Genomic DNA, 19,648 nt, shown 5'->3' with positions numbered 1-19,648 from the left:
ATGAAAGCGAACATTGGAACCATTGACCGTAGCCTGCGCGTTGTCGCTGGTCTGCTTCTCATTGGCCTCAGTCTATCCGGTGTGATCGGCGTGTGGGGTTGGATAGGTTTGGTGCCGCTGGCCACTGGCATTTTCCGTTTCTGCCCTGTCTATACGTTGCTAGGCATCAAAACCTGTAACCGTTGCTGAGCGGCAACCGTTGCACACTAGCGGGCGCCTGAAGGTGCCCCTGGTGGTTTAGATCGCAGCACTGATCACGGTTCCTTACCAGAGCCCGTTGGTAGATCAGCACTCCACTTCGTATATCGAAAAGAGAATTCCATCATGAAACCACATGTAGAAGCTTTTTTTGACTCCGCTAAGCATACCTATAGCTATGTTGTCAGTGACCCGACTATAAGGTCCCGGGTCGAGATGAATACCGCAATGAAACAACCATTGCAGAGCAACGAACTCATAACGTCCATGTGCATCATGGGCACCAGCGAAGCAGATTTCGTTGCTATGCGCCAAGCGCGGAATGCCACCTTCGGTACGCCGACACTTATCCACCCATCCGTGCAAGTGAACATGCGGGCCGGTCAGTTACCTCCATTTTAAGGAAGTGGCACTTGCTACCTGAAAATGACTCTTAACGTGCTCTGAGTTGCTGTCGTTAATTGACTCACTTAAATAATTGGCATGCGTCAATACCGTCGCTACCTGACAAGGGCAGATGCACGTTTTAGATCGTGACTCACCACCCCGTCAAGGCCATGTTTGTTAACCCCAACAGTTCGATCGAGAAAAGTATGAGGAAATTGATATGCGGATGGTAACGATTTTTCTGAGCGGAGCATTGAGCGTTGCAGCCTATGCTGACGACCTCGAAAAGATGACTGCTGAAGGGGCTACTCTTATTCCCCCCTTCCAGCAGCATCTTATGGACACCGTGAAATCAGCGATGCAAACAGGCGGAGCGGTTAACGCCGTTGAGGCTTGCCAGTTGCTCGCACCACAAATTGCTGATCAGCATAGTCAAACACCGTGGGTTGTGGGTCGGACAGCATTAAAGGTTCGAAATCCGGATAACGCGCCAGATGTTTGGGAAAGGCAGATCCTTGAGCAGTTTGTTAAGCGCGCTGCGGCAGGTGAAGCATTATCTGGTTTAGCGTATTCGGAAATCGTAAAGGGTGAATTCCGAATGATGAAGGCTATTCCCACAGGTGAGGCGTGTTTAGGATGCCATGGTAAGGAGCTAAAGCCGGAACTGGCTGCGGTAATAGATCAACGATACCCACAGGATAAAGCCCGCGGCTTTGCTCTAGGAGAGTTGCGCGGTGCATTTACTCTACGCCGAATCATAGAGACAACAAATGATTAACTTAGGAACGCAAAAAAATACCCATTCTGGGTGAGCGGTATTTCTGTTAAGCCTACAACATTCGATCCTTGAGCCGAACACTAGAGCATTTCAATTTTTATTAGACCACTACATATGGAGCCTAAGTAAGAAAAAAACATCTACACGTCTACGTGTCTTACTTATAAATTTAACAATCGCTGCTAGCTGACCGGAATCGAATCTACAATCGTTCAAACAAGGATAACTTAATATCTGACCTGAACGATCCATGAGTGTTTTTTGCCGCTGAGGGAGCCTTGCCGGCTTGGAACCGAACCAGTCTTTCGCTTATGACATTTGGCTTCGTGATTGAGCGATTCGGATTACTTTTTCAGTTGCTAAAACCAAGCGTATTGGGCAGCCCAGAAAGACAATCTTCCTTGTGCAGGTGCAGCGTGGCGCAGGTCTTGTCTTTCAACTGGCCGGAAGCCAGGAAGTGGCCCAGGTGCGCATCGGTGTGGATGATGCTCACCACCTTAAGGCCCAGGCCCAGCGCGTCGAGCCGCGCCGCGCCAGGATCAGCTCATGGTTGCCATACGGATCGACCACGATGGCCTTCTTGGTGACCCGCCGATGATTGTGCAGTTGCACTGCAAAGGGCCGACGGGGAAGGTTTCGCGGATCAGTCGGGGGTTGTGGCGTGCATAAGGACTCCCTTCTAGCTGTTGGCCCGTGCGGCGTGCAGTTTTTTGTAGCTGTCGATCAGCCGCAGGTGTCGATCCAGGCCTTCGAGCTTCATGCTGGTCGGGGTCAAACCATGGAACCGCACGCTGCCCTCCACCGAACCAATGGCGGCGTCCATGCGCTCGTTGCCAAACATCCGGCGGAAGTTGGCCTCGTAGTCTTCCAGCTCCAAATCCTCGTCCAACTGCATCTCCAGCACCGCATTCACTGCCTGGTAGAACAGGCCGCGTTCGACGGTGTTGTCGTTGTATTGCAGGAACATCTCCACCGCTTCCTTCGCCTCTTCATACTGCTGCAAGGCGAGATAGATCAGCAGCTTCAACTCAAGGATCGTCAACTGGCCCCAAGCCGTGTTGTCGTCAAATTCGATGCCGATCAGGGTGGTGATATCGGTGTAATCATCCAGTTCACTTTCCACCAGGCGCTCGACCAGCGCTTGCAGGCCGTCTTCATCCAGGCTGTGCAAGTTGAGGATATCGGCGCGGAAGAACAACGCCTTGTTGGTGTTATCCCAGATCAGGTCGTCAACCGGATAGATTTCCGAATAGTCCGGCACTAGGATGCGGCAGGCCTTGGCGCCGATATGCTCGTACACCGCCATGTAGACCTGCTTGCCCATGCCTTCGAGAATACCGAACAAAGTCGCGGCCTCTTCGGCGTTGGAGTCTTCGCCCTGGCCGGAAAAATCCCACTCCACGAACGCGTAATCGGACTTGGCACTGAAGAAGCGCCACGACACCACGCCGCTGGAGTCGATGAAGTGCTCGACAAAGTTGTTCGGCTCGGTCACCGCATGCCCTTCAAAGGTCGGCTGCGGCAAGTCGTTCAGGCCTTCGAAGCTGCGGCCCTGAAGCAACTCGGTAAGGCTTCGCTCCAGCGCCACTTCCAGGCTTGGGTGGGCGCCAAACGAGGCAAATACGCCGCCGGTGCGCGGGTTCATCAGGGTCACGCACATCACCGGGAACTCGCCGCCCAGGGACGCATCCTTGACCAGCACCGGGAAACCCTGCTCTTCCAGGGCCTGGATACCGGCGAGGATGCTTGGGTATTTGGCCAGCACTTCAGCCGGGACATCCGGCAAGGCGAATTCACCTTCAATGATTTCGCGCTTCACCGCACGCTCGAAAATCTCCGACAGGCACTGCACCTGGGCCTCAGCCAAGGTGTTACCGGCACTCATGCCGTTGCTCAGGTAGAGGTTTTCGATGAGGTTGGAGGGGAAATACACCACCTCGCCGTCAGACTGACGCACAAACGGCAGTGAGACGATGCCACGTTCTTCATTGCCGGAGTTGGTATCGATCAGGTGTGAGCCGCGCAACTCGCCATCGCGGTTGTAGATTTTCAGGCAGTACTCGTCGAGGATTTCCGTCGGCAGCGCGTCTTTACGGCCGGGCTTGAACCAGCGCTCCTCCGGGTAATGCACAAACGCCGCGTTGGCGATGTCTTCGCCCCAGAACTGGTCGTTGTAGAAGAAATTGCAGTTCAGGCGCTCGATAAACTCTCCCAGGGCCGACGCCAGTGCGCCTTCCTTGGTCGCGCCCTTGCCGTTGGTAAAGCACATCGGCGAATGGGCATCGCGGATATGCAACGACCAGACATTGGGCACGATATTGCGCCACGAGGCGATTTCAATCTTCATGCCCAGGCCCGCGAGAATGGCCGACATGTTGGCGATGGTCTGCTCCAGCGGCAGGTCCTTGCCCGCGATGAAGGTGCCCGCGTCTGACGCAGCCGCCGGCATCAGCAACGCCTGGGCGTCGGCGTCGAGGTTTTCCACCTCTTCGATAACAAACTCGGGCCCGGCCTGTACCACTTTCTTGACCGTGCAGCGGTCAATGGAGCGCAGGATGCCCTGGCGATCCTTGTCGGAAATATCCGCCGGCAACTCGACCTGAATCTTGAAGATCTGGTTGTAGCGGTTTTCCGGGTCGACAATATTGTTCTGCGACAGGCGGATATTGTCCGTGGGGATATTGCGCGTGCTGCAGTACAACTTCACAAAGTAAGCCGCACACAACGCCGACGAAGCCAGGAAGTAGTCGAACGGACCGGGGGCCGAGCCATCGCCCTTGTAGCGAATCGGCTGGTCGGCCACCACGGTGAAGTCATCGAACTTGGCTTCAAGCCGGAGGTTGTCGAGAAAATTGACCTTGATTTCCATGCGGGATTACCAGAATAGCGGAGCAAACGAATTGGCCGCCATTATCCGGCTTTTACGGCGCAAGTCTCCCCCTTACCCCAACAACCCCATCTCCTGCGCCCGCGCGACTGCCTGGGTGCGGCGCTCGACCCCCAGTTTGCTGTTGATATGACTGGCGTGGGTCTTGACGGTGTGCAGCGAGATAAACAGCTGGTTGCTGATTTCCTGGTTGGAGCACCCTTGGGCGATCAACTGCAGCACTGCCAGCTCACGGGCGCTCAAGGTTTCGCTGGAATGGCTGGTTTCGACTGGCTCGCGCGGGGCAACCGCCGGCAGCAGGGCCCAGAGGCTTTGCCGCATCAAATCGTTCGGCGCCTGGCCCAGTTGCTCGCGTACCCAGTCGGGATAACGTTCCAACAGGCGCTGGAAGGGTTGCAACGCGCCACCGCTGGCCATTTGCAAGGCGCGGGCAAACAGCGGCCGGGCTGACATTGCCTGGCCGTCATCCAGCAACAACAGCACGTGCTGGTTCAGGGCCATCACCGCGATCATCTGCTGGCCTTTGCCTTCGGCTTGCCGCGCCAACCCATCGAGTCGACGCCGGGCGCTTTCGCACTGGCCACGAATAGCATCCAGGGCCGCCTGTTGCAGTTCGATATGTTGCGCCAGGTGCGGATGAAACTCCGGGGCGGCGGCAGCCTGCTCGCCGTTATAGGTTTGCCCCAGGCGCACCAGCCAGGCATCGGCCAGGTCGGTACGGCCCTGGGCCAGCCACAACTCGCATTTGATCAGGGTGATCATGGCCAGGTAGTAGATCGGCGGCACGTCCCAGATATGCATCAAGCGCTCGGCTTCGGCCAGTTCGGCAAAGGCCTTGGGAAAATCGCCACGGCGCCCCTCAAGGTTGGCGATGACACAGTGGCCGATCAACACGCTGATATCCCGGCAGGCGCGGGCTTCGGCAAGCCCTGTACGCAAACGCAACAGGCCGGCCTCCGGCTGGCAACGCATCAGCAGCAGGAACCCTTCATACAACGACAGACGTGCGCGCACCGCATACAGGCGCTGGGATGCCAGGCCCTGCAAGCGTTGCAGGCCCTCGCGCACCTCCTCCAGGGAACGCAGGATTTCCCCACGCGCCTGCAGCACCCGTGCCCGGTCGTAATGGGCCAGGGCCTCGAACAGCGGGTTGCCGACGCGTTGCGCCAGTTCCAGGGATTCGCGATTCAAGCCCCGCGCACGCCACAGGTCGGCGTCGACGATGGCCAGGTTCGACAAGGTCGACAGGCACATCAAACGCTGGCCGTAACGCTTGTGCGGCAGGCTTTCCAGGGCCTCTGTGCAATACAAGTGGGTCAGTTCCCGGTCGCCGCGCCCACGGGCGATGATGCCGCTGAGGGCCAGCCACTGGGCGAGCATCGACTTCTGCGCAGTGGCCGACGGTGCCGGCAGGAAGCGGCTGAGATGGCTGGACAACTCTTCCGCCGCATCCAACTGGCAAGCCAGCCCCAGCGCCCAGCTATAGAGCACGATCAAGCGCGGCGTGCTGATCAACAGGCTGTCGGGCAAGTCCATCTTCCAGCGCAGGAGCATGCCGACGTTCTGCTCGGCCAGCAGTTGTTCTTCGGACAGGTTCTGCACCAGATTCGCCGCCACATCCGGATGCCCGGCACGCAGTGCTTGCTCCACGGCCTCATCGAGCAAGCCCTGGGCGTTGAACCAGCGGCAGGCGCGCAGGTGCAGGCTGGCGGCCGGCAACATCGCATTTGGCGAGCGCCGGGTGCGCAGTAAATCGGAAAACAGGTGGTGATAACGGTACCAGTGGCCCTGCTCGTCCAGCGGCACCAGGAACACCTGATGGGCTTGCAGGTAGCGCAGGATTTCCGCGCTGTCATGGGCCTCGCGCACGGCATCGCACAACTCGCTGCAAAAACGCTCCTGGGAGGCCGTGTCGTAAAGGAAGGCCTGGACTTCCGGCGGCAGGCAGTCGATCACCTCTTCCAGCAGATAGTCACGGATCAGCCCCTCCCCACCATGCAGGCCCTGGGGCAAGTCGGCCTCGTTGCCGGCTTCGGAGGCCGCCAGCAACCAGAAACGCAGGCCGGCCACCCAGCCTTCGCTGCGACGGATCAGGTTGTCCAAGGCTTCACCGCGCAACGAGCTGCTATGACTCTCGAGCAAGGCCAGGGATTCGTCGTTGGTCAGGCGCAGGTCTTGTTCATGCAACTCCAGCAGATGCCGGGACAAACGCAACCGTGCCAAATGCCAGTCGGGACGCTGGCGGCTGGTGACCAGCACCAACAGGCCATCGGGCAAATGGTTGAGAAAGAATTGCAGGCAGCGATCCAGCACCGGGCCCTGGGCCAGGTGGTAGTCATCCAGCACCAGTAGTAACGGGGTACGTGTGGACAGGTGGACGGTCAATTCGTCGAGCAGGCCATCAAGCCACTCTTCAAAGGCAAACGGCTGATGGCGCTGGCGCATTTTCAACAAACCCAGGGCCTGGGTGCCGACCTGCGGGAAATACTGCTGCAAACCTTCCAGCAGGCGCTCAAGGAAGCGTCCCGGATCACTGTCCCGCGAACTGAGGCCCAGCCACAGGCTATGCCAGTGATCAGGCAGGCTTTGGCAGAACTCCACCGCCAGCGAGCTCTTGCCAAACCCGGCCGGCGCGCTGACCAGTAATAGACGCCCGTCCAGGCCGGCGCTCAAGCGCTCGCACAAACGCGGGCGCAGCACATAGCCATCGGGCAGCGGGGGTCGGTAGAAGCGCCCTTCCAGCGTGGGGATTATCGCACTGGCAGGCCCTTGGATTGGGGACAGATCAGTCATCGCCGGGCTCTTGTAGTAGGCTGTGGTCGGCATTGCAGATGTCCGCAGACTAGCGTTAAAAGCCGTCGCTTTGTAGATCTTTGCAACATTTGTCTGAAAAAGACTACAACAAGAAATAACCAACTATTTTCCGGATGCCCAAAAACAAATGTGGGGATGGGCTTGTGTGGGAGCGGACTTGCCCGCTCCCACACAAGCCCACCCCCACAGGTGCGGACTTGTCTAGCGCTGTTTAGCGAACACCATCCTGACGCAGAGCCGCCGGGGTGAAGTCGCTGGTGGTGGCAGTGAAGCCGAAGTCATAGGCCTGTTTCTCTTCGTTCTTCATGCCCAGGGCCAGGTAGCGGCCGGACTGCAGGTCGTAGAGGGTTTCGAGGGCGTACCACGGCACTTGCTTGTCGTAGTAGTTCTCGCCATGGGCTTCCGCTACACGCCACAGTTGGCCACGACCGTCGTAATGGTCGATCACCGCTGCTTGCCAGGTGTCTTCGTCGATGTAGAAGTCACGCTTGGCATAGATATGGCGCTGGCCTTCCTTCAAGGTGGCGACCACGTGCCAGACGCGGCGCAGTTCATAACGCGCCAGGTCCTGGTTGATGTGGCCGGCCTTGATGATGTCGGCGTACTTGAGCTTCGGATCGTCGAGTTTGTAGCTGTTGGAGGCGATGTAGATTTCCTTCTTGCCTTCCAGCTTCCAGTCGTAGCGATCCGGGGCGCCGTTGTACATGTCGAGGTTGTCGGAAGTCCGCAGGCCATCGGCGGCAGTCCCCGGCCCGTCATAGGACACTTGCGGCGCGCGGCGCACACGACGCTGGCCGGCGTTATAGACCCACGCGGCGCGCGGTTCCTTTACCTGGTCCAGGGTTTCGTGCACCAGCAATACACCACCGGCCAGACGCGCAGGAGCGGTCACTTTCTGCTTGAAGTAGAACAGGATGTTGCCCGGATTTGCCGGATCGTAATCCTTCATCTTGTCGCGGAACACGAACTGGTCCTGGAAGTACACCAGGCTGTACGAGCCGTTGGCCTGTGGCGTGGCCTGGGTTACCAGGCGTGTCACGCTGCCGCCGCGATAACGGGTGATGTGGTTCCAGATCACCTCGACCCCGCTTTTCGGGATTGGGAACGGAATCGCGGTTTCGAAGTTTTCCAGGCCGTTACCACCGCCTACCAGGTTGGTGCTGGTGGCGTTTTTCTTGATGGAGGCGAACACTTGCGCCGGCACGGTGGCACCGCGATGGGTGGTGTACACCGGCATCTTGAAGGTTTCAGGGTAGCGCTTGAACATCGCGTACTGCCCCGGCGCCAGCTTGTCTTTGTACTGCTCGACGTTCTGCGCGGTGATGATGAACTGCGGCTGCTCGCTGGCATACGGGTTGGCCAGGAAGCCTTTGGCGTCCACGGCGCCGGCGTTGGTTGGCAGGGCTTTCCAGGCAGGGATGGTGCCGGCAGCGTTGCCGGCCATTTCCGCGCCCATCGGGGTCAACGTGGTGCCCAGCTTGGCGGCTTCATCCGCCGAGACGGCCGCCATGACGCTGCTGGCCATGATCGACAGTCCCAGCACACCCACGTGCAACAGACTTTTGGTTATTTTCATGTTCTGGTCTTCCTGAAATGCAGTGTACTTAGAAGTTCGCGCCGAAACTCAGGGCCACGAAATCGCGGTCAACCGAGGTGTTGTAGTCGCCACCAAAGAAGTTGGTGTAGGCCAGACTCGCCGTGTAGGTGTTCTGGTATTCCGCGTCCAGCCCCAGGCTCACCGCTTTGCGACCTTCTTCAAAGTTGCCGCCAGGACCTGGCGAGTAACCGTTCACATCATGGGACCACGCCACGTTAGGCTTGAGGTTCACGCCGGCGAAGACATCCGGGTATTCCCAGATTGCCCGGCCACGGTAGCCCCAGGAAGTGGCGGTAGTGAAGCCATCATTGTTGCAATTGGCAGTAAGGTTGCTGGCATCGGTGCCAGGTCCGGCACCGGCAATTGTTCCGCCGTTAAGCGTTGCACAAAGAGCGCCTTGCCCAGGGCCATACACCGGATCACGCCCGTAACGTGCTTTGTTACTGCTTTCCAGGCCACCGACGTGGGTCACGCCCACTTCACCGACCAACGTCAAGCGACTTGCTCCCATCACTTGATCGAAGAAGTGCGTAAAGGTCGTCTGGAACTGGGTAACTTCCTTACGCCGGTAGCCGTTCAGATCCTGGTCAGCAGAGCCTTTAAGTGGCGAAGCGTCCCCCAGGCCCAACAGCGGCGTTACGCCCGCATACAAAATATCGGTGGTATTGAGTTGCACTGGCGCATTCGGCCGATAGCTCAATTCACCACTCCATGCGGTCCCTGTCGCCAGCGTGGTGGAGAAGCTCAAGCCATACAGCCGAATATCCTCCGGGTACTCGACAAAGTAGCTGGAGTTACCGGCCACAATGAGAGGACGCAACTGACTGGCGCCGGGTGTAAACGTCAATGCGTTAGCTGCTGCGTAGGTCGCAGCGGAGGCGCCCCTGGCGCTGAAAATCGGCGCACGGCTGTGATAGTTCATGAAATACGCGCCGAACTCAGTGTCCAGCGGCTCAAAGTTGTAGTGCATCGCCACGCCGAACTGACCGCTATCACGTGCGTCGCGATCAGGGCCACGCTTGACCAGCACACCCTCCTCATTGATGTTCACGCCAAACGCGTTCATCAACGGCAAACCACCGCCCGCCGCGATCACTGAACGCTTGCTGAGCAAGCGCAAGTTATCGTTGCAGCCGTCAGCAATCACATCCGGCTGCGAGAAGAATGTCCCGCAGTTGTCGGTGATCGTCTGATCCCATTCCAACTGGTAGAACGCTTCTGCCGACAGGTTATCGGTCAAGGATTGCGACACGTAGAACATGTTGACCGGAATCAGGCCTTCCTTGATTTCGGCGCCCGGACGACGGAACGCAGACACGTCGATCGGGTTGACGGAGTTGATACCACCGCCAATGAAAGTACTTTCACCCCAGCTCACTACTTGCTTACCAAAACGCACCGAACCCGGCGCATCGGCAATGGAGTAGTTGTGGTAGATGAACGCATCGAGAATCTGCCCGCCGGAAGACTTGGCGCCCTCTTTGCGATTGTGGTCGCTGATGTCCTTGAACTCGCGGCCTTCATCCTTGAGTTCGAAGTCGTACCAGTATTTGCCACGCACGAATACACCGGTATCGCCGTACTTCAGTTCCAGGTCATGGATGCCCTTGAAGATCTTCGAGAACGTCTCCCCGCGCTTGAAGTTCAAGTGACCGTCATCGGAGGTCTGCGACAGCCCCTTGCCACCGTTGTTGACACCAATCAGGTCGCGATCGGGCTTGGCCGTGCTCCAGCTGGCCCCCACCGACAGGGACGAGTCGAAGCTGCCTTCGACCTCACCAATGTTGAAACTGACGCCGAATGCGGGCCCGGCGAGGGTCGAGGCAAGACTGACCGCCAGGGGTAATCTCGCCCGGCGCCAGAACTGATTTACTGAGGTCATCGACGCTACTCCATGTGCATTTTATTGTTATGGCAGTGAGCCTTTTCAAACACGCTTGTAACGGCCGGAATACAACGATTCCAATGCCAGACAGCCACCGGACCACCCAGGACCGCAGCGCCGCATCCTTGAAAAACTCTGGGAGGGACTATAGCCAGCAGGGGGTACCGCTTGATCCCTCTAAAGTGTGATTTGCATCACCAACCCGTCTGCGACAGCCCTTTCGCCATGTCAGCGAGGGCTGACGCAAAAGAGGATGGCTGAAATTCGGCAAATGACAAGGCGAAGGCTTGTAATAGAGCATTGCCGTGCCCGAACGGGCACGGCACAAGGGCTCAGAGCGTGGACAGGAAGGTGCTGTTATTGGCCTGCCATTCAATGATGTCGATACGGATACGTTTCTTGTCCAGCTTACCGACGCTGGTCTTGGGAATTTCCGTAACAATGGCAATCTGACTTGGAATTGCCCACTTGCTCAGGTGGCCCTGCTCGACATACGGCTTGAGGTGTTCCTTGAGTTCGCGGGCGCCAATCCCGTGGCCTTCACGGACCACCAACAGGGCAAACGGACGCTCGCCCCACTGCGGGTCGGCAATCCCGACCACCGCTACTTCGCGTACCGCCGGGTGACGGCTGACCAGGTCTTCAAGGGCCAGGGATGAAATCCACTCGCCGCCGGTCTTGATCACGTCCTTGATACGGTCGCGAATGTCGATCACACCGAAGGCATCGAGGGTGGCCACGTCGCCGGTGTGCATCCAGCCGCCTTCCCAGAGTTCGGCGCCCTTCTGCGGCTCGTTGAAATACCCCTCGCTGAGCCATGGCGCGCGCAGCACCAGTTCGCCCTGGGACTCGCCATCGGCCGGGAGGAAGTTGCCGTCCCCGTCGATGATCGCGGCTTCCACCAACGGCCCCGGCACACCGGCCTTGATCCGGTAGGTGGTGCGCTCGTCTTCGCTGCCGGCCATCAGTTCTTCGTTGAGGTGGGCACAGGACACCAGCGGGCCGGTCTCGGACATGCCATAGGCCGCTGTCAACTGGATGCCACGGGCCTTGGCTGCTTCATACAGCGAGCGGTTGAGGGCGCTGCCGCCAATCACGATTTTCCACCCGCCAAAATCCACGCCCTGGGCGGCCTTGGCGTTGAGCAGCATCTGCAGGATGGTCGGCACACAGTGGGAGAACGTGACCTTCTCTTTGCGCCACAACTCCACCAGGTATTCCGGGTCGTAGCGGCCAGGGTAGACCTGCTTGAGGCCGAGCATGGTCGCCACATACGGCAAGCCCCAGGCGTGGACGTGGAACATCGGCGTGATGGGCATGTACACATCGTTGGTGCCCAGCAGGCGCACGCTGTCGACGCTGCCCATGATGGTCGCCACGCCGATGGTGTGCAGCACCAGTTGGCGGTGGGTGAAATACACACCCTTGGGGTTACCGGTGGTACCGGTGGTGTAGAAGGTGGTAGCCACCGAATGCTCGTCGAAGTCCTCGAAGGTGTAGTGCGTGCTGGCAGCGGCCAATAGCGTTTCGTACTCGCCTACCAGGTTGGGCAGATCGGCGGTTTTCTCGTCGCCATCGGTCAGCAGCAGGGTTTTGTCGACGGTGGTCAATTGGCCGGCAATGGCCTGGTACAGGCCGACGAACTCGCTGTTGACCAGCACAAAGCGGTCCTCGGCGTGGTTCATCGTGTAGAGGATCTGCTCTGGCGACAGGCGCACGTTGATGGTGTGAATCACCGCGCCAATCATCGGAATGGCGAACATGCATTCCAGGTAACGGTGGCTGTCCCAGTCCATCACGGCCACGGTATCACCGGCCTTGACCCCGGCTGCGGTCAGCACATTGGCCAGGCGGGCGACGCGTTCGATCAGGGTGGGGTAGGTGTAGCGCAGCTTGTCGCGGTAGACGATTTCCCGGGTTTTCTCGTAGCGCGCACCCGACATCAACAGGCGCTTGATCAACAGCGGGTATTGGTAGGCGCCTTCGGCGGGCGGGATAACACGAGTCTGCAACATACGAATCCCTTTTTATGACTGCACGGTCTTGGCTAAAGGATTTGCACTGTAGAGACCTTGCACGCCGGCCAAATCAGCCGAAGGAATGATTTGCAGAGCCGGATGAATGCTAGCTTTGCGCCAGCATTCATTCAGCCAGCGGCGCCTTTAGCGCTCGGTGAGGGCCACTTTCACACCAATGGCAATCAGCACCGCACCCATGCTCCGATCAAACCAATGGCCCATGCGCGCAAACCCGGCGCGCACGCGCTGTTGGCTGAACAACATGGCCACCATGCAGAACCACAGGGCGGTAGCCACGGCCAGGTACAGGCCATAACCGGCCTGGATTGCCAGCGGCGTGTGAGGGTTGATCACCACGGTGAACAGCGACAGGAAAAACAGCGTGGCCTTGGGGTTCAGGCCATTGGTCACAAAGCCCGAGGTAAAGGCGCCGCGGGCACTGCGCTCGCCCACTTCGCGGTGCAAGTCTTCTTCACTGGCAGGCTTGGCCGGCTGCGCCCGCAGGGCTTTGAAGCCGATATACAACAGGTAGGCCGCCGCCGCCCATTTCAAGGCGTTGAACAGCACGATGGACTGGGACACGATCAAACCGATACCGAGCAACGAGTAGCCAACGTGAAGGAAAATCGCCGAACCGACGCCCAACGCCGTCCAAGTGCCGGCACGCCGGCCATGGGTAACGCTCTCGCGTACCACCACGGCAAAGTCCGGCCCGGGGCTGGCCACGGCCAGCAGGTGAATCAACGCCACGGTCAAAAACTCGGTGAGGTACATGCACACTCCAAGAAGTAACTGATTATTTCATCTGGTAGGCTCGGCAGATTACGCCTTCGAACCCTGTCGCAAAAGGTACAGTTGATGACGAACAATCGCCGCGCCGTCTTCCTTGATCACCCTTCCCTGGACCAGGGGGACCTTGACCTCAGCGGGTTGCGGGAGACCTTCAGCGACTTGCAGTTGTGCGAACAGACCTCGGCCGATCAAGTGGTCGAGCGCCTGCAAGGCGCCCAGGTAGCGATCAGTAACAAGATCCTGATCAACGCCCAGACGATGGCCGCCTGCCCTGACCTGAAACTGATCCTGATCGCCGCCACCGGCACCAACAACGTCGACCTGGCCGCCGCCCGCACCCAGGGCATTACCGTGAGTAACTGCCAGGGTTACGGCACGCCGTCAGTGGCGCAACACACGATCATGCTGCTGCTCAACCTCGCCACGCGCCTGAAGGACTATCAAAAAGACGTCGATGCCGGGCTGTGGCAGCAAGCCAAGCAGTTCTGCCTGCTGGACTACCCGATTGTCGAGCTGGAAGGCAAAACCCTGGGTTTACTGGGCCATGGCGAACTGGGCGGCGCCGTCGCGCGTCTGGCTGAAGCCTTTGGCATGCGCGTAGTGCTGGGCGCCATCCCCGGTCGCCCGCCCCGCGCAGATCGGGTGCCACTGGACGAACTGCTGCCGCAGATCGACGCCCTGACCCTGCATTGCCCGCTCAACGAACATACGCGGCACTTTATCGGCGCCCGCGAACTGGCGCTGCTCAAGCCGGGCGCGTTCGTGGTCAACACCGCACGCGGTGGCCTGATTGATGAACAGGCCTTGGCAGACGCCCTGCGCGGCGGTCATCTGGGGGGCGCGGCCACCGATGTGCTGAGCGTCGAACCGCCGACCGCCGGCAACCCGCTGCTGGCGAGCGACATCCCACGGCTGATCATCACCCCACACAGTGCGTGGGGCAGTCGCGAAGCGCGGCAACGGATCGTCGGCCAATTGACCGAAAACGCCCGGGGCTTTTTCAGCGGAGCACCGCAGCGCGTCGTCAGTTGATAAACTGCGCTCCTTTTTCAGGGAGCAGACCATGGATCCGCGCAGTGAAGTACTGCTTCGTCAGGCCGAACTTTTTCAAGGCAATGTGTTACTGGCCGGCCTGCCCGCCGACGACCTGCTGGGCCGCCTGCCCAATGCCCATGGCTGGTGCTGGCATGCGGGCGATCAGGCGGCGCTGGATGCGCGGTTTGCCGAGCGCAGCCATTTCGGGGTGAATGTACCGCAGCGTGCCTTCGACACAGCCGTGGTATTCCTGCCCAAGTCCAAGGACCTCGCCGACTACATCCTCAAGGCTGTGGCGGCACGGCTGTCGGGCGCCGAGTTGTACCTGGTGGGCGAAAAACGCGGCGGCATCGAAAGCGCCGCCAAACAACTGAACGCCTTCGGCAAACCACGCAAGCTCGACAATGCGCGGCACTGCCAGCTGTGGCTGGCCACCGTGGCCGACGCCCCGGCAGCCCCCGACCTGGCAAGCCTGGCCGAGGTCTTTGAAGTGCCACTGGCCGACGGGCCGCTCAAGGTCGTCAGCTTGCCCGGCGTGTTCAGCCATGGCCGCCTGGATCGCGGCACCGCGCTTTTGCTCGAACACCTGGACAAACTGCCCAGCGGTCATCTGCTGGACTTCGGCTGTGGCGCCGGCGTGCTCGGTGCGGCGGTCAAGCGGCGCTATCCGCACAACACCGTGACGCTGCTCGATGTGGACGCCTTCGCCACCGCCAGCAGTCGCCTGACCCTGGAGGCCAATGGCCTGGAAGGCGAAGTGCTGACCGGTGATGGTATCGACGCCGCGCCCATGGGCCTGGATGCGATTCTGAGCAACCCGCCGTTCCATGTCGGGGTGCATACGGATTATTTCGCTACGGAAAACCTGCTGCGAAAAGCACGCCAACATCTGAAAAACGGTGGCGAACTTCGGCTAGTTGCCAACAGCTTCCTGAAGTACCAACCACTGATCGAAGAGCATCTGGGCGTGTGCGCAGTCAAGGCCGAGGGCCAGGGTTTTCGCATCTACCGTGCCAAGCGCGGCTGACTGGCGTTTGAAAAAGAACGCTTGCCGAATGGATTTTGCCAAGGCAGAATCCGCTCCGTCCTAGGGGAGTAGTCTCCCACGAGCAACATGCTCGTCCGGCATACGTCAACATACTTGGTCAGCAGACCATGGCGTATGCGACCCAGGAGTCCGCACAGACGGACCGGGGTTTGACAAGACCTATGACACGCACACCTTACCCGGGGCGGGAAGGCTGTACGTGTCATAGCCGTGTCGACCCGCCCCTGGAAACCTACCTGATGCTGGATTCACTCCTCGTTCCTACCGCAATCGTTGCCTTGGCCGAAATCGGCGACAAGACGCAATTGCTCGCGCTCATCCTCGCCGCACGCTTTCGCAAACCCTGGCCGATCATCGCCGGCATCATCGCCGCGACCCTGGCCAACCACGCCGCCGCCGGTGCCGTGGGTGCCTGGTTTGGCAGTTTCTTCTCGGATGCGGTGTTGCACTGGATACTCGCTGCGAGCTTCTGCGCCACGGCCCTGTGGACCCTGGTGCCGGACAAGCTCGACGATGACGAGGCCAGTACTTCACGCAAGTTCGGGCCGTTCCTGACCACGCTGATTGCGTTCTTCATCGCAGAAATCGGGGACAAGACGCAGATCGCCACGGTGATGCTGGCGGCGCAATACCCGGAGTTGTGGCTGGTGATTATCGGTACCACCCTGGGCATGCTGATTGCCAACGTGCCGGTGGTTCTGGCGGGGAATTTCGCCGCGGAGAAACTACCGCTGACCCTGATTCGGCGCCTGGCGGCCTCGGCGTTCTTTATCCTGGCGCTGGTGGCGGTGTACAAGGCCATGCAAAGCAGCGGCTGGTTGTAACCCTTTGCAAATGTGGGAGCTGGCTTGCCTGCGATAGCGCTGTATCAGTCACGTATTAATTAACTGAACCACCGCTATCGCGAGCAAGCCCGCTCCCAGCTTTGGATCGTCACAAGGCCTGGATTATCAGGACTTCTTGGCCTGCTGGTACAACGGCATCACCTTGGGAATCGCCGCCTGCAACGAGGCGATCCGGCTGCTGGAGGCCGGGTGGGTGCTCATGAACTCAGGCGGTGCGCCTTCGGAGGCCTTGGCCATTTTGTTCCAGAGCGTGATGGCCGCGTTCGGGTTGTAACCGGCGCGGGCCGAGAGTTCCAGGCCGATTAGGTCGGCTTCGTTCTCGTTGCTGCGGCTGTTGGGCAAGGTCATGCCGTAGTTGGCCACGGTATCGGCCAGCGCCATGCTGTCCTGGCCCAGGCCCAACAATGCGCCGGCGCCCTGCTTGGCCATCTCGATGCCGTAGGCCTTGGACATGGCTTCGCGGCCATGTTCACGCAGGGCGTGGGCAATTTCATGGCCCATGACCGCCGCCAGCTCATCATCGGTCAACTTGAGGGTGTCGATCAGCCCGCTGTAGACAAATATCTTGCCGCCAGGCCCGCAGTTGGCGTTCATCTCGTCGCTTTTGATCAGGTTCACTTCCCACTTCCACTGCGCCGCATCCGGACGGAAGGTGGGAGCCTGGGCGATCAGGCGCTTGGCGATAGCCTGCACACGCTTGGCGTTGGTGCTGGTCTTGTCCAGCAGGCCCTTGCCACTGGCTTCGCCAAGGGTCTGCTGGTACGACTGCGCGTACATCTGGTCGACTTCCTGGCTCGACAGCATGCTGAACATGTACTGCTTGCGCTCCACACCCACGGCGCCGCCACTGGTGGTGTTGACCGACTGGCAACCGGCGAGCAGCAAGGCTGCGCTCAATGCCGTTACCGCCAAATATTTTTTCATGCGCCTTCTCCCTGAAATTATGGCGCATATCCTAGGCCCTCCCTTGTATCTGCGCCAGATACACCTGACGCATAACCGCTGATTTCAGACATCCCCCACGCCCACAACCATTCTATAAACGACACCCCTGATTCTTTTACAGGGCAGCACCTCATGTCTGCAGCGCCTGTGGCCGATATAAGAAAACAGATGATGCCCTAAGCGCCCGGAGCTTCCATGAAATTCAAGTCGATTCAGTTTTCTGTTGCGGCATTGGCCGGGGCCATCGTGCTGAGCGTCGTGGCGGCCCTGGTGCTGTACGCGCTGTTCGCCGGCGCACGGACCCAGGACATGGTGCAGGCACGCACCCAGGCGCAATTCGAGCAGATCATCGAGCAACGGCTCACGGCACTCGCCCACACTCAAGCCACACTGATCCAGCGCGAACTGGAAGCGCCACTGGTGACCGCCAAAGGCCTGGCCACCACCAACGCACTGATGGGCATGAAAGACGCAAACGGCGGCGCCCCATTGCAGGTCAGCCGCGAACAACTGATCAACCTGCTGCACGAAACCGTGGTGCGCAACCCGAAAGTCCTCGGCTCCTATATCGCCTGGGAACCCAATGCCATCGACCACAACGACGCCAACTACCTGAACACCGCCGTGGTTGGCATAGAGCCCACAAACGGGCGCTTTATGCCCTGGTGGTTCCGCAACCAGGACGGCAGCCTGGGCCTGGAAAAACTCGCCGACCTGACCGACCAGAAAATTCTCTCCACCGGCATCCGCGCCAGTGAGTACTACCTCTGCTCCAAGGAAACCCAAAAACCCTGCGTCATCGACCCCGCGCCCTATCGCGTAGGCAATACCACGGTGATGCTGGCCTCGTTTATCGAGCCGATCATGATCGACGCAAAGTTCCAGGGCATCGTCGGCGCCGATCTGTCGGTTAACTTCATCCAGGAAATGCTGACCGCTGCCGACCAGAAGCTGTACAACGGTGCCGGCGAAATGGCACTGATTTCCAACAACGGCCGCCTGGTCGCCTATACCAAGGACGCCAGCAAGCTGGGAGAAAAAGCCAGCGACCTGTTCGACAAAAACACCCTCGATCACCTCAACCAACCGAACGTCGGCGAAGTCCGCTACGACGTCGACCAGGCCCAGGGGCTGATCGAGTTGTTCCTGCCCTTCAACATCGGCCAGACCGATGCGCGCTGGACCTTGATGCTGCAACTGCCGTTGGGCACGGTGATGGCCGACTTGCAAGCGCTGCAGGGCGACCTGGACGCCCAGCGCAAAACCGATATCTTCGGCATGACCATGGTTGGTCTGGTGATTGCCGGCATCGGCCTGCTGGTGATCTGGCTGGTGGGGCATGGCATTGCCCGGCCGCTCAAGCAGATGGTGGCGATGCTCAATGACATCGCCCAAGGCGAAGGCGATCTGACACGCCGCTTGACCAGTGACCGCGCCGACGAACTGGGCGCGATTGCCGCCGGCTTCAATACCTTTCTGATCAAGCTGCAGGGCATGATTACCCAGGTGGTCAGTTCGGTGCAGAAAGTCAGCGATTCGTCGGAACACACCGCCGACATCGCCATCCGCACCAACCTCGGGGTGCACAAGCAAATGGTCGAGATCGACCAGGTCGCCACCGCCGTGCACGAGATGACCGCCACCGCCCAGGACGTGGCCCGCAATGCCACCCAGGCCGCACAAGCCGCCACCCATGCCGACCAGGCTGCGAGCCAGGGCATGCAGATTGTGCGCGACACCTCCACATCCATCGGCGCCCTGGCCCTGGAGATCGGCAAGGCAGTGGGCGTGGTCCAGACCCTGGCCAAGGACAGCGAGAACATCAATGCCATCCTGATTGCCATCCGCGGCATTGCCGAGCAGACCAACCTGCTGGCCCTCAACGCCGCCATCGAAGCCGCGCGCGCAGGCGAACAGGGCCGGGGCTTTGCGGTAGTGGCCGACGAAGTGCGCAACCTGGCGCAGAAAACCCAGAAGGCCACCGAAGAAATCCAGGCCATGATCCAGCAATTGCAGCAAGGCACGCGGGACGTGGTACGGGTCATGGAAGACAGCCAGCAGCGTACCGATGAAAGCGTGCAGCACGCCGCCAAGGCGGCCCAGGCCCTGGAGACCATCACCCAGGCCGTGTCGGTGATCAATGACATGAACACGCAGATTGCCAGTGCGGCAGAGGAACAAAGTGCGGTGGCCGAGGACATCAACCGCAATGTGATCAATATCGGCCAGGTGGCCAATGAAGTGGCGGGCGGTGCCGATGAGTCCAGCGCCGCCAGTGCGGGGCTGACCCAGTTGGCGGAGCAGCAGCGGCGGTTGATCAATCAGTTCAAGGTATAAAGGTTTCAGTGGCCTTCAGGGCCGTATCGCAGGCAAACCAGCGCCCACATTTGAAGGTATTCACACATCAAAATGTGGGAGC

The 19,648-nt window shown here is 59.6% G+C and carries 13 protein-coding genes, 4 pseudogenes and 1 riboswitch; of the genes and pseudogenes, 9 read left to right on the top strand and 8 right to left on the bottom strand.

Features of this window, described 5'->3' with window-relative positions; genetic code table 11:
* The 4 genes and pseudogenes from JFT44_RS01805 to JFT44_RS28555 all read left to right on the top strand — a co-directional run.
* Positions 1 to 189, top strand: a complete 189-nt coding sequence (locus tag JFT44_RS01805) for a DUF2892 domain-containing protein (RefSeq protein WP_081044184.1) — start codon at positions 1 to 3, stop codon at positions 187 to 189.
* 203 nt (positions 190 to 392) lie between these two features.
* Positions 393 to 600, top strand: a pseudogene (locus tag JFT44_RS01800) (MBL fold metallo-hydrolase); the annotation flags it as partial.
* Positions 601 to 805: 205 nt separating this feature from the next.
* Complete coding sequence (locus JFT44_RS01795) at positions 806 to 1,363, top strand: DUF3365 domain-containing protein (protein WP_057958481.1); 558 nt, start codon at positions 806 to 808, stop codon at positions 1,361 to 1,363.
* Positions 1,364 to 1,617: 254 nt separating this feature from the next.
* A pseudogene (locus JFT44_RS28555) lies at positions 1,618 to 1,698 on the top strand (hypothetical protein); the annotation flags it as partial.
* Between the two features lie 59 nt (positions 1,699 to 1,757).
* Here JFT44_RS28555 and JFT44_RS01785 read toward each other — a convergent pair.
* From JFT44_RS01785 to JFT44_RS01755, 7 genes and pseudogenes are all read right to left on the bottom strand, one after another.
* A pseudogene (locus tag JFT44_RS01785) lies at positions 1,758 to 2,010 on the bottom strand (MBL fold metallo-hydrolase); the annotation flags it as partial.
* Positions 2,011 to 2,042: 32 nt separating this feature from the next.
* Complete coding sequence (locus JFT44_RS01780; RefSeq protein WP_120734133.1) at positions 2,043 to 4,232, bottom strand: OsmC domain/YcaO domain-containing protein; 2,190 nt, start codon at positions 4,230 to 4,232, stop codon at positions 2,043 to 2,045.
* A 72-nt stretch (positions 4,233 to 4,304) separates the two neighbouring features.
* Entirely contained in the window at positions 4,305 to 7,043 is a 2,739-nt protein-coding gene (locus tag JFT44_RS01775; RefSeq protein ID WP_120734134.1) for a LuxR C-terminal-related transcriptional regulator, read from the bottom strand.
* A 232-nt stretch (positions 7,044 to 7,275) separates the two neighbouring features.
* Positions 7,276 to 8,640 (bottom strand): DUF1329 domain-containing protein, encoded by a 1,365-nt coding sequence (locus tag JFT44_RS01770; RefSeq protein WP_057958478.1) that lies wholly within the window; start codon positions 8,638 to 8,640, stop codon positions 7,276 to 7,278.
* Positions 8,641 to 8,668: 28 nt separating this feature from the next.
* Complete coding sequence (locus JFT44_RS01765) at positions 8,669 to 10,543, bottom strand: DUF1302 domain-containing protein (protein WP_057958477.1); 1,875 nt, start codon at positions 10,541 to 10,543, stop codon at positions 8,669 to 8,671.
* Positions 10,544 to 10,878: 335 nt separating this feature from the next.
* Positions 10,879 to 12,561 (bottom strand): fatty acid--CoA ligase, encoded by a 1,683-nt coding sequence (locus JFT44_RS01760; protein ID WP_057438159.1) that lies wholly within the window; start codon positions 12,559 to 12,561, stop codon positions 10,879 to 10,881.
* 147 nt (positions 12,562 to 12,708) lie between these two features.
* On the bottom strand, positions 12,709 to 13,338 hold the full coding sequence (locus tag JFT44_RS01755; RefSeq protein WP_057438156.1) for a LysE family translocator: 630 nt from the start codon (positions 13,336 to 13,338) through the stop codon (positions 12,709 to 12,711).
* A gap of 84 nt (positions 13,339 to 13,422) precedes the next feature.
* Here JFT44_RS01755 and JFT44_RS01750 point away from each other — a divergent pair, with 84 nt between their 5' ends.
* The 3 genes from JFT44_RS01750 (at position 13,423) to JFT44_RS01740 (ending at position 16,263) form a co-directional block, all read left to right on the top strand.
* Entirely contained in the window at positions 13,423 to 14,388 is a 966-nt protein-coding gene (locus JFT44_RS01750; RefSeq protein ID WP_128592808.1) for a 2-hydroxyacid dehydrogenase, read from the top strand.
* Between the two features lie 31 nt (positions 14,389 to 14,419).
* On the top strand, positions 14,420 to 15,418 hold the full coding sequence (locus JFT44_RS01745) for a class I SAM-dependent methyltransferase (RefSeq protein ID WP_057958474.1): 999 nt from the start codon (positions 14,420 to 14,422) through the stop codon (positions 15,416 to 15,418).
* A 51-nt stretch (positions 15,419 to 15,469) separates the two neighbouring features.
* A riboswitch (yybP-ykoY riboswitch) is annotated at positions 15,470 to 15,589 on the top strand.
* A gap of 89 nt (positions 15,590 to 15,678) precedes the next feature.
* Positions 15,679 to 16,263: a TMEM165/GDT1 family protein gene (locus tag JFT44_RS01740; protein WP_057438151.1), complete on the top strand. Its 585-nt coding sequence runs from the start codon at positions 15,679 to 15,681 to the stop codon at positions 16,261 to 16,263.
* A gap of 126 nt (positions 16,264 to 16,389) precedes the next feature.
* Here JFT44_RS01740 and JFT44_RS01735 read toward each other — a convergent pair whose 3' ends face one another.
* Positions 16,390 to 17,208, bottom strand: a complete 819-nt coding sequence (locus JFT44_RS01735) for a M48 family metallopeptidase (RefSeq protein ID WP_057958473.1) — start codon at positions 17,206 to 17,208, stop codon at positions 16,390 to 16,392.
* 216 nt (positions 17,209 to 17,424) lie between these two features.
* On the opposite strand from JFT44_RS01735, the pseudogene JFT44_RS29025 reads away from it, so the two are divergent.
* Both JFT44_RS29025 and JFT44_RS29020 read left to right on the top strand, forming a co-directional pair.
* Positions 17,425 to 18,708: pseudogene (locus JFT44_RS29025) on the top strand (HAMP domain-containing protein); the annotation flags it as partial.
* Between the two features lie 15 nt (positions 18,709 to 18,723).
* Positions 18,724 to 19,566, top strand: coding sequence for a methyl-accepting chemotaxis protein (locus JFT44_RS29020; RefSeq protein WP_374066966.1), 843 nt, complete (start codon positions 18,724 to 18,726; stop codon positions 19,564 to 19,566).
* The last annotated feature ends 82 nt before the right edge of the window (positions 19,567 to 19,648 follow it).

The organism is Pseudomonas sp. MF5691, from assembly GCF_016405645.1.
GTDB lineage: Bacteria > Pseudomonadota > Gammaproteobacteria > Pseudomonadales > Pseudomonadaceae > Aquipseudomonas > Aquipseudomonas shahriarae.
The sequence above is the reverse complement of the archived record's forward strand: the minus strand, read 5'-3'. Positions and strand labels throughout refer to the sequence as shown.

Excerpts from the sequence above, each read along its gene's own strand:
- JFT44_RS01805 (WP_081044184.1), top strand. The coding sequence starts at position 1 with ATGAAAGCGAACATTGGAACCATTGACCGTAGCCTGCGCGTTGTCGCT.
- JFT44_RS01795 (WP_057958481.1), top strand. The coding sequence starts at position 806 with ATGCGGATGGTAACGATTTTTCTGAGCGGAGCATTGAGCGTTGCAGCC.
- JFT44_RS01780 (WP_120734133.1), bottom strand. The coding sequence starts at position 4,232 with ATGGAAATCAAGGTCAATTTTCTCGACAACCTCCGGCTTGAAGCCAAG.
- JFT44_RS01775 (WP_120734134.1), bottom strand. The coding sequence starts at position 7,043 with ATGACTGATCTGTCCCCAATCCAAGGGCCTGCCAGTGCGATAATCCCC.
- JFT44_RS01770 (WP_057958478.1), bottom strand. The coding sequence starts at position 8,640 with ATGAAAATAACCAAAAGTCTGTTGCACGTGGGTGTGCTGGGACTGTCG.
- JFT44_RS01765 (WP_057958477.1), bottom strand. The coding sequence starts at position 10,543 with ATGACCTCAGTAAATCAGTTCTGGCGCCGGGCGAGATTACCCCTGGCG.
- JFT44_RS01760 (WP_057438159.1), bottom strand. The coding sequence starts at position 12,561 with ATGTTGCAGACTCGTGTTATCCCGCCCGCCGAAGGCGCCTACCAATAC.
- JFT44_RS01755 (WP_057438156.1), bottom strand. The coding sequence starts at position 13,338 with ATGTACCTCACCGAGTTTTTGACCGTGGCGTTGATTCACCTGCTGGCC.
- JFT44_RS01750 (WP_128592808.1), top strand. The coding sequence starts at position 13,423 with ATGACGAACAATCGCCGCGCCGTCTTCCTTGATCACCCTTCCCTGGAC.
- JFT44_RS01745 (WP_057958474.1), top strand. The coding sequence starts at position 14,420 with ATGGATCCGCGCAGTGAAGTACTGCTTCGTCAGGCCGAACTTTTTCAA.
- JFT44_RS01740 (WP_057438151.1), top strand. The coding sequence starts at position 15,679 with ATGCTGGATTCACTCCTCGTTCCTACCGCAATCGTTGCCTTGGCCGAA.
- JFT44_RS01735 (WP_057958473.1), bottom strand. The coding sequence starts at position 17,208 with ATGAAAAAATATTTGGCGGTAACGGCATTGAGCGCAGCCTTGCTGCTC.
- JFT44_RS29020 (WP_374066966.1), top strand. The coding sequence starts at position 18,724 with ATGATTACCCAGGTGGTCAGTTCGGTGCAGAAAGTCAGCGATTCGTCG.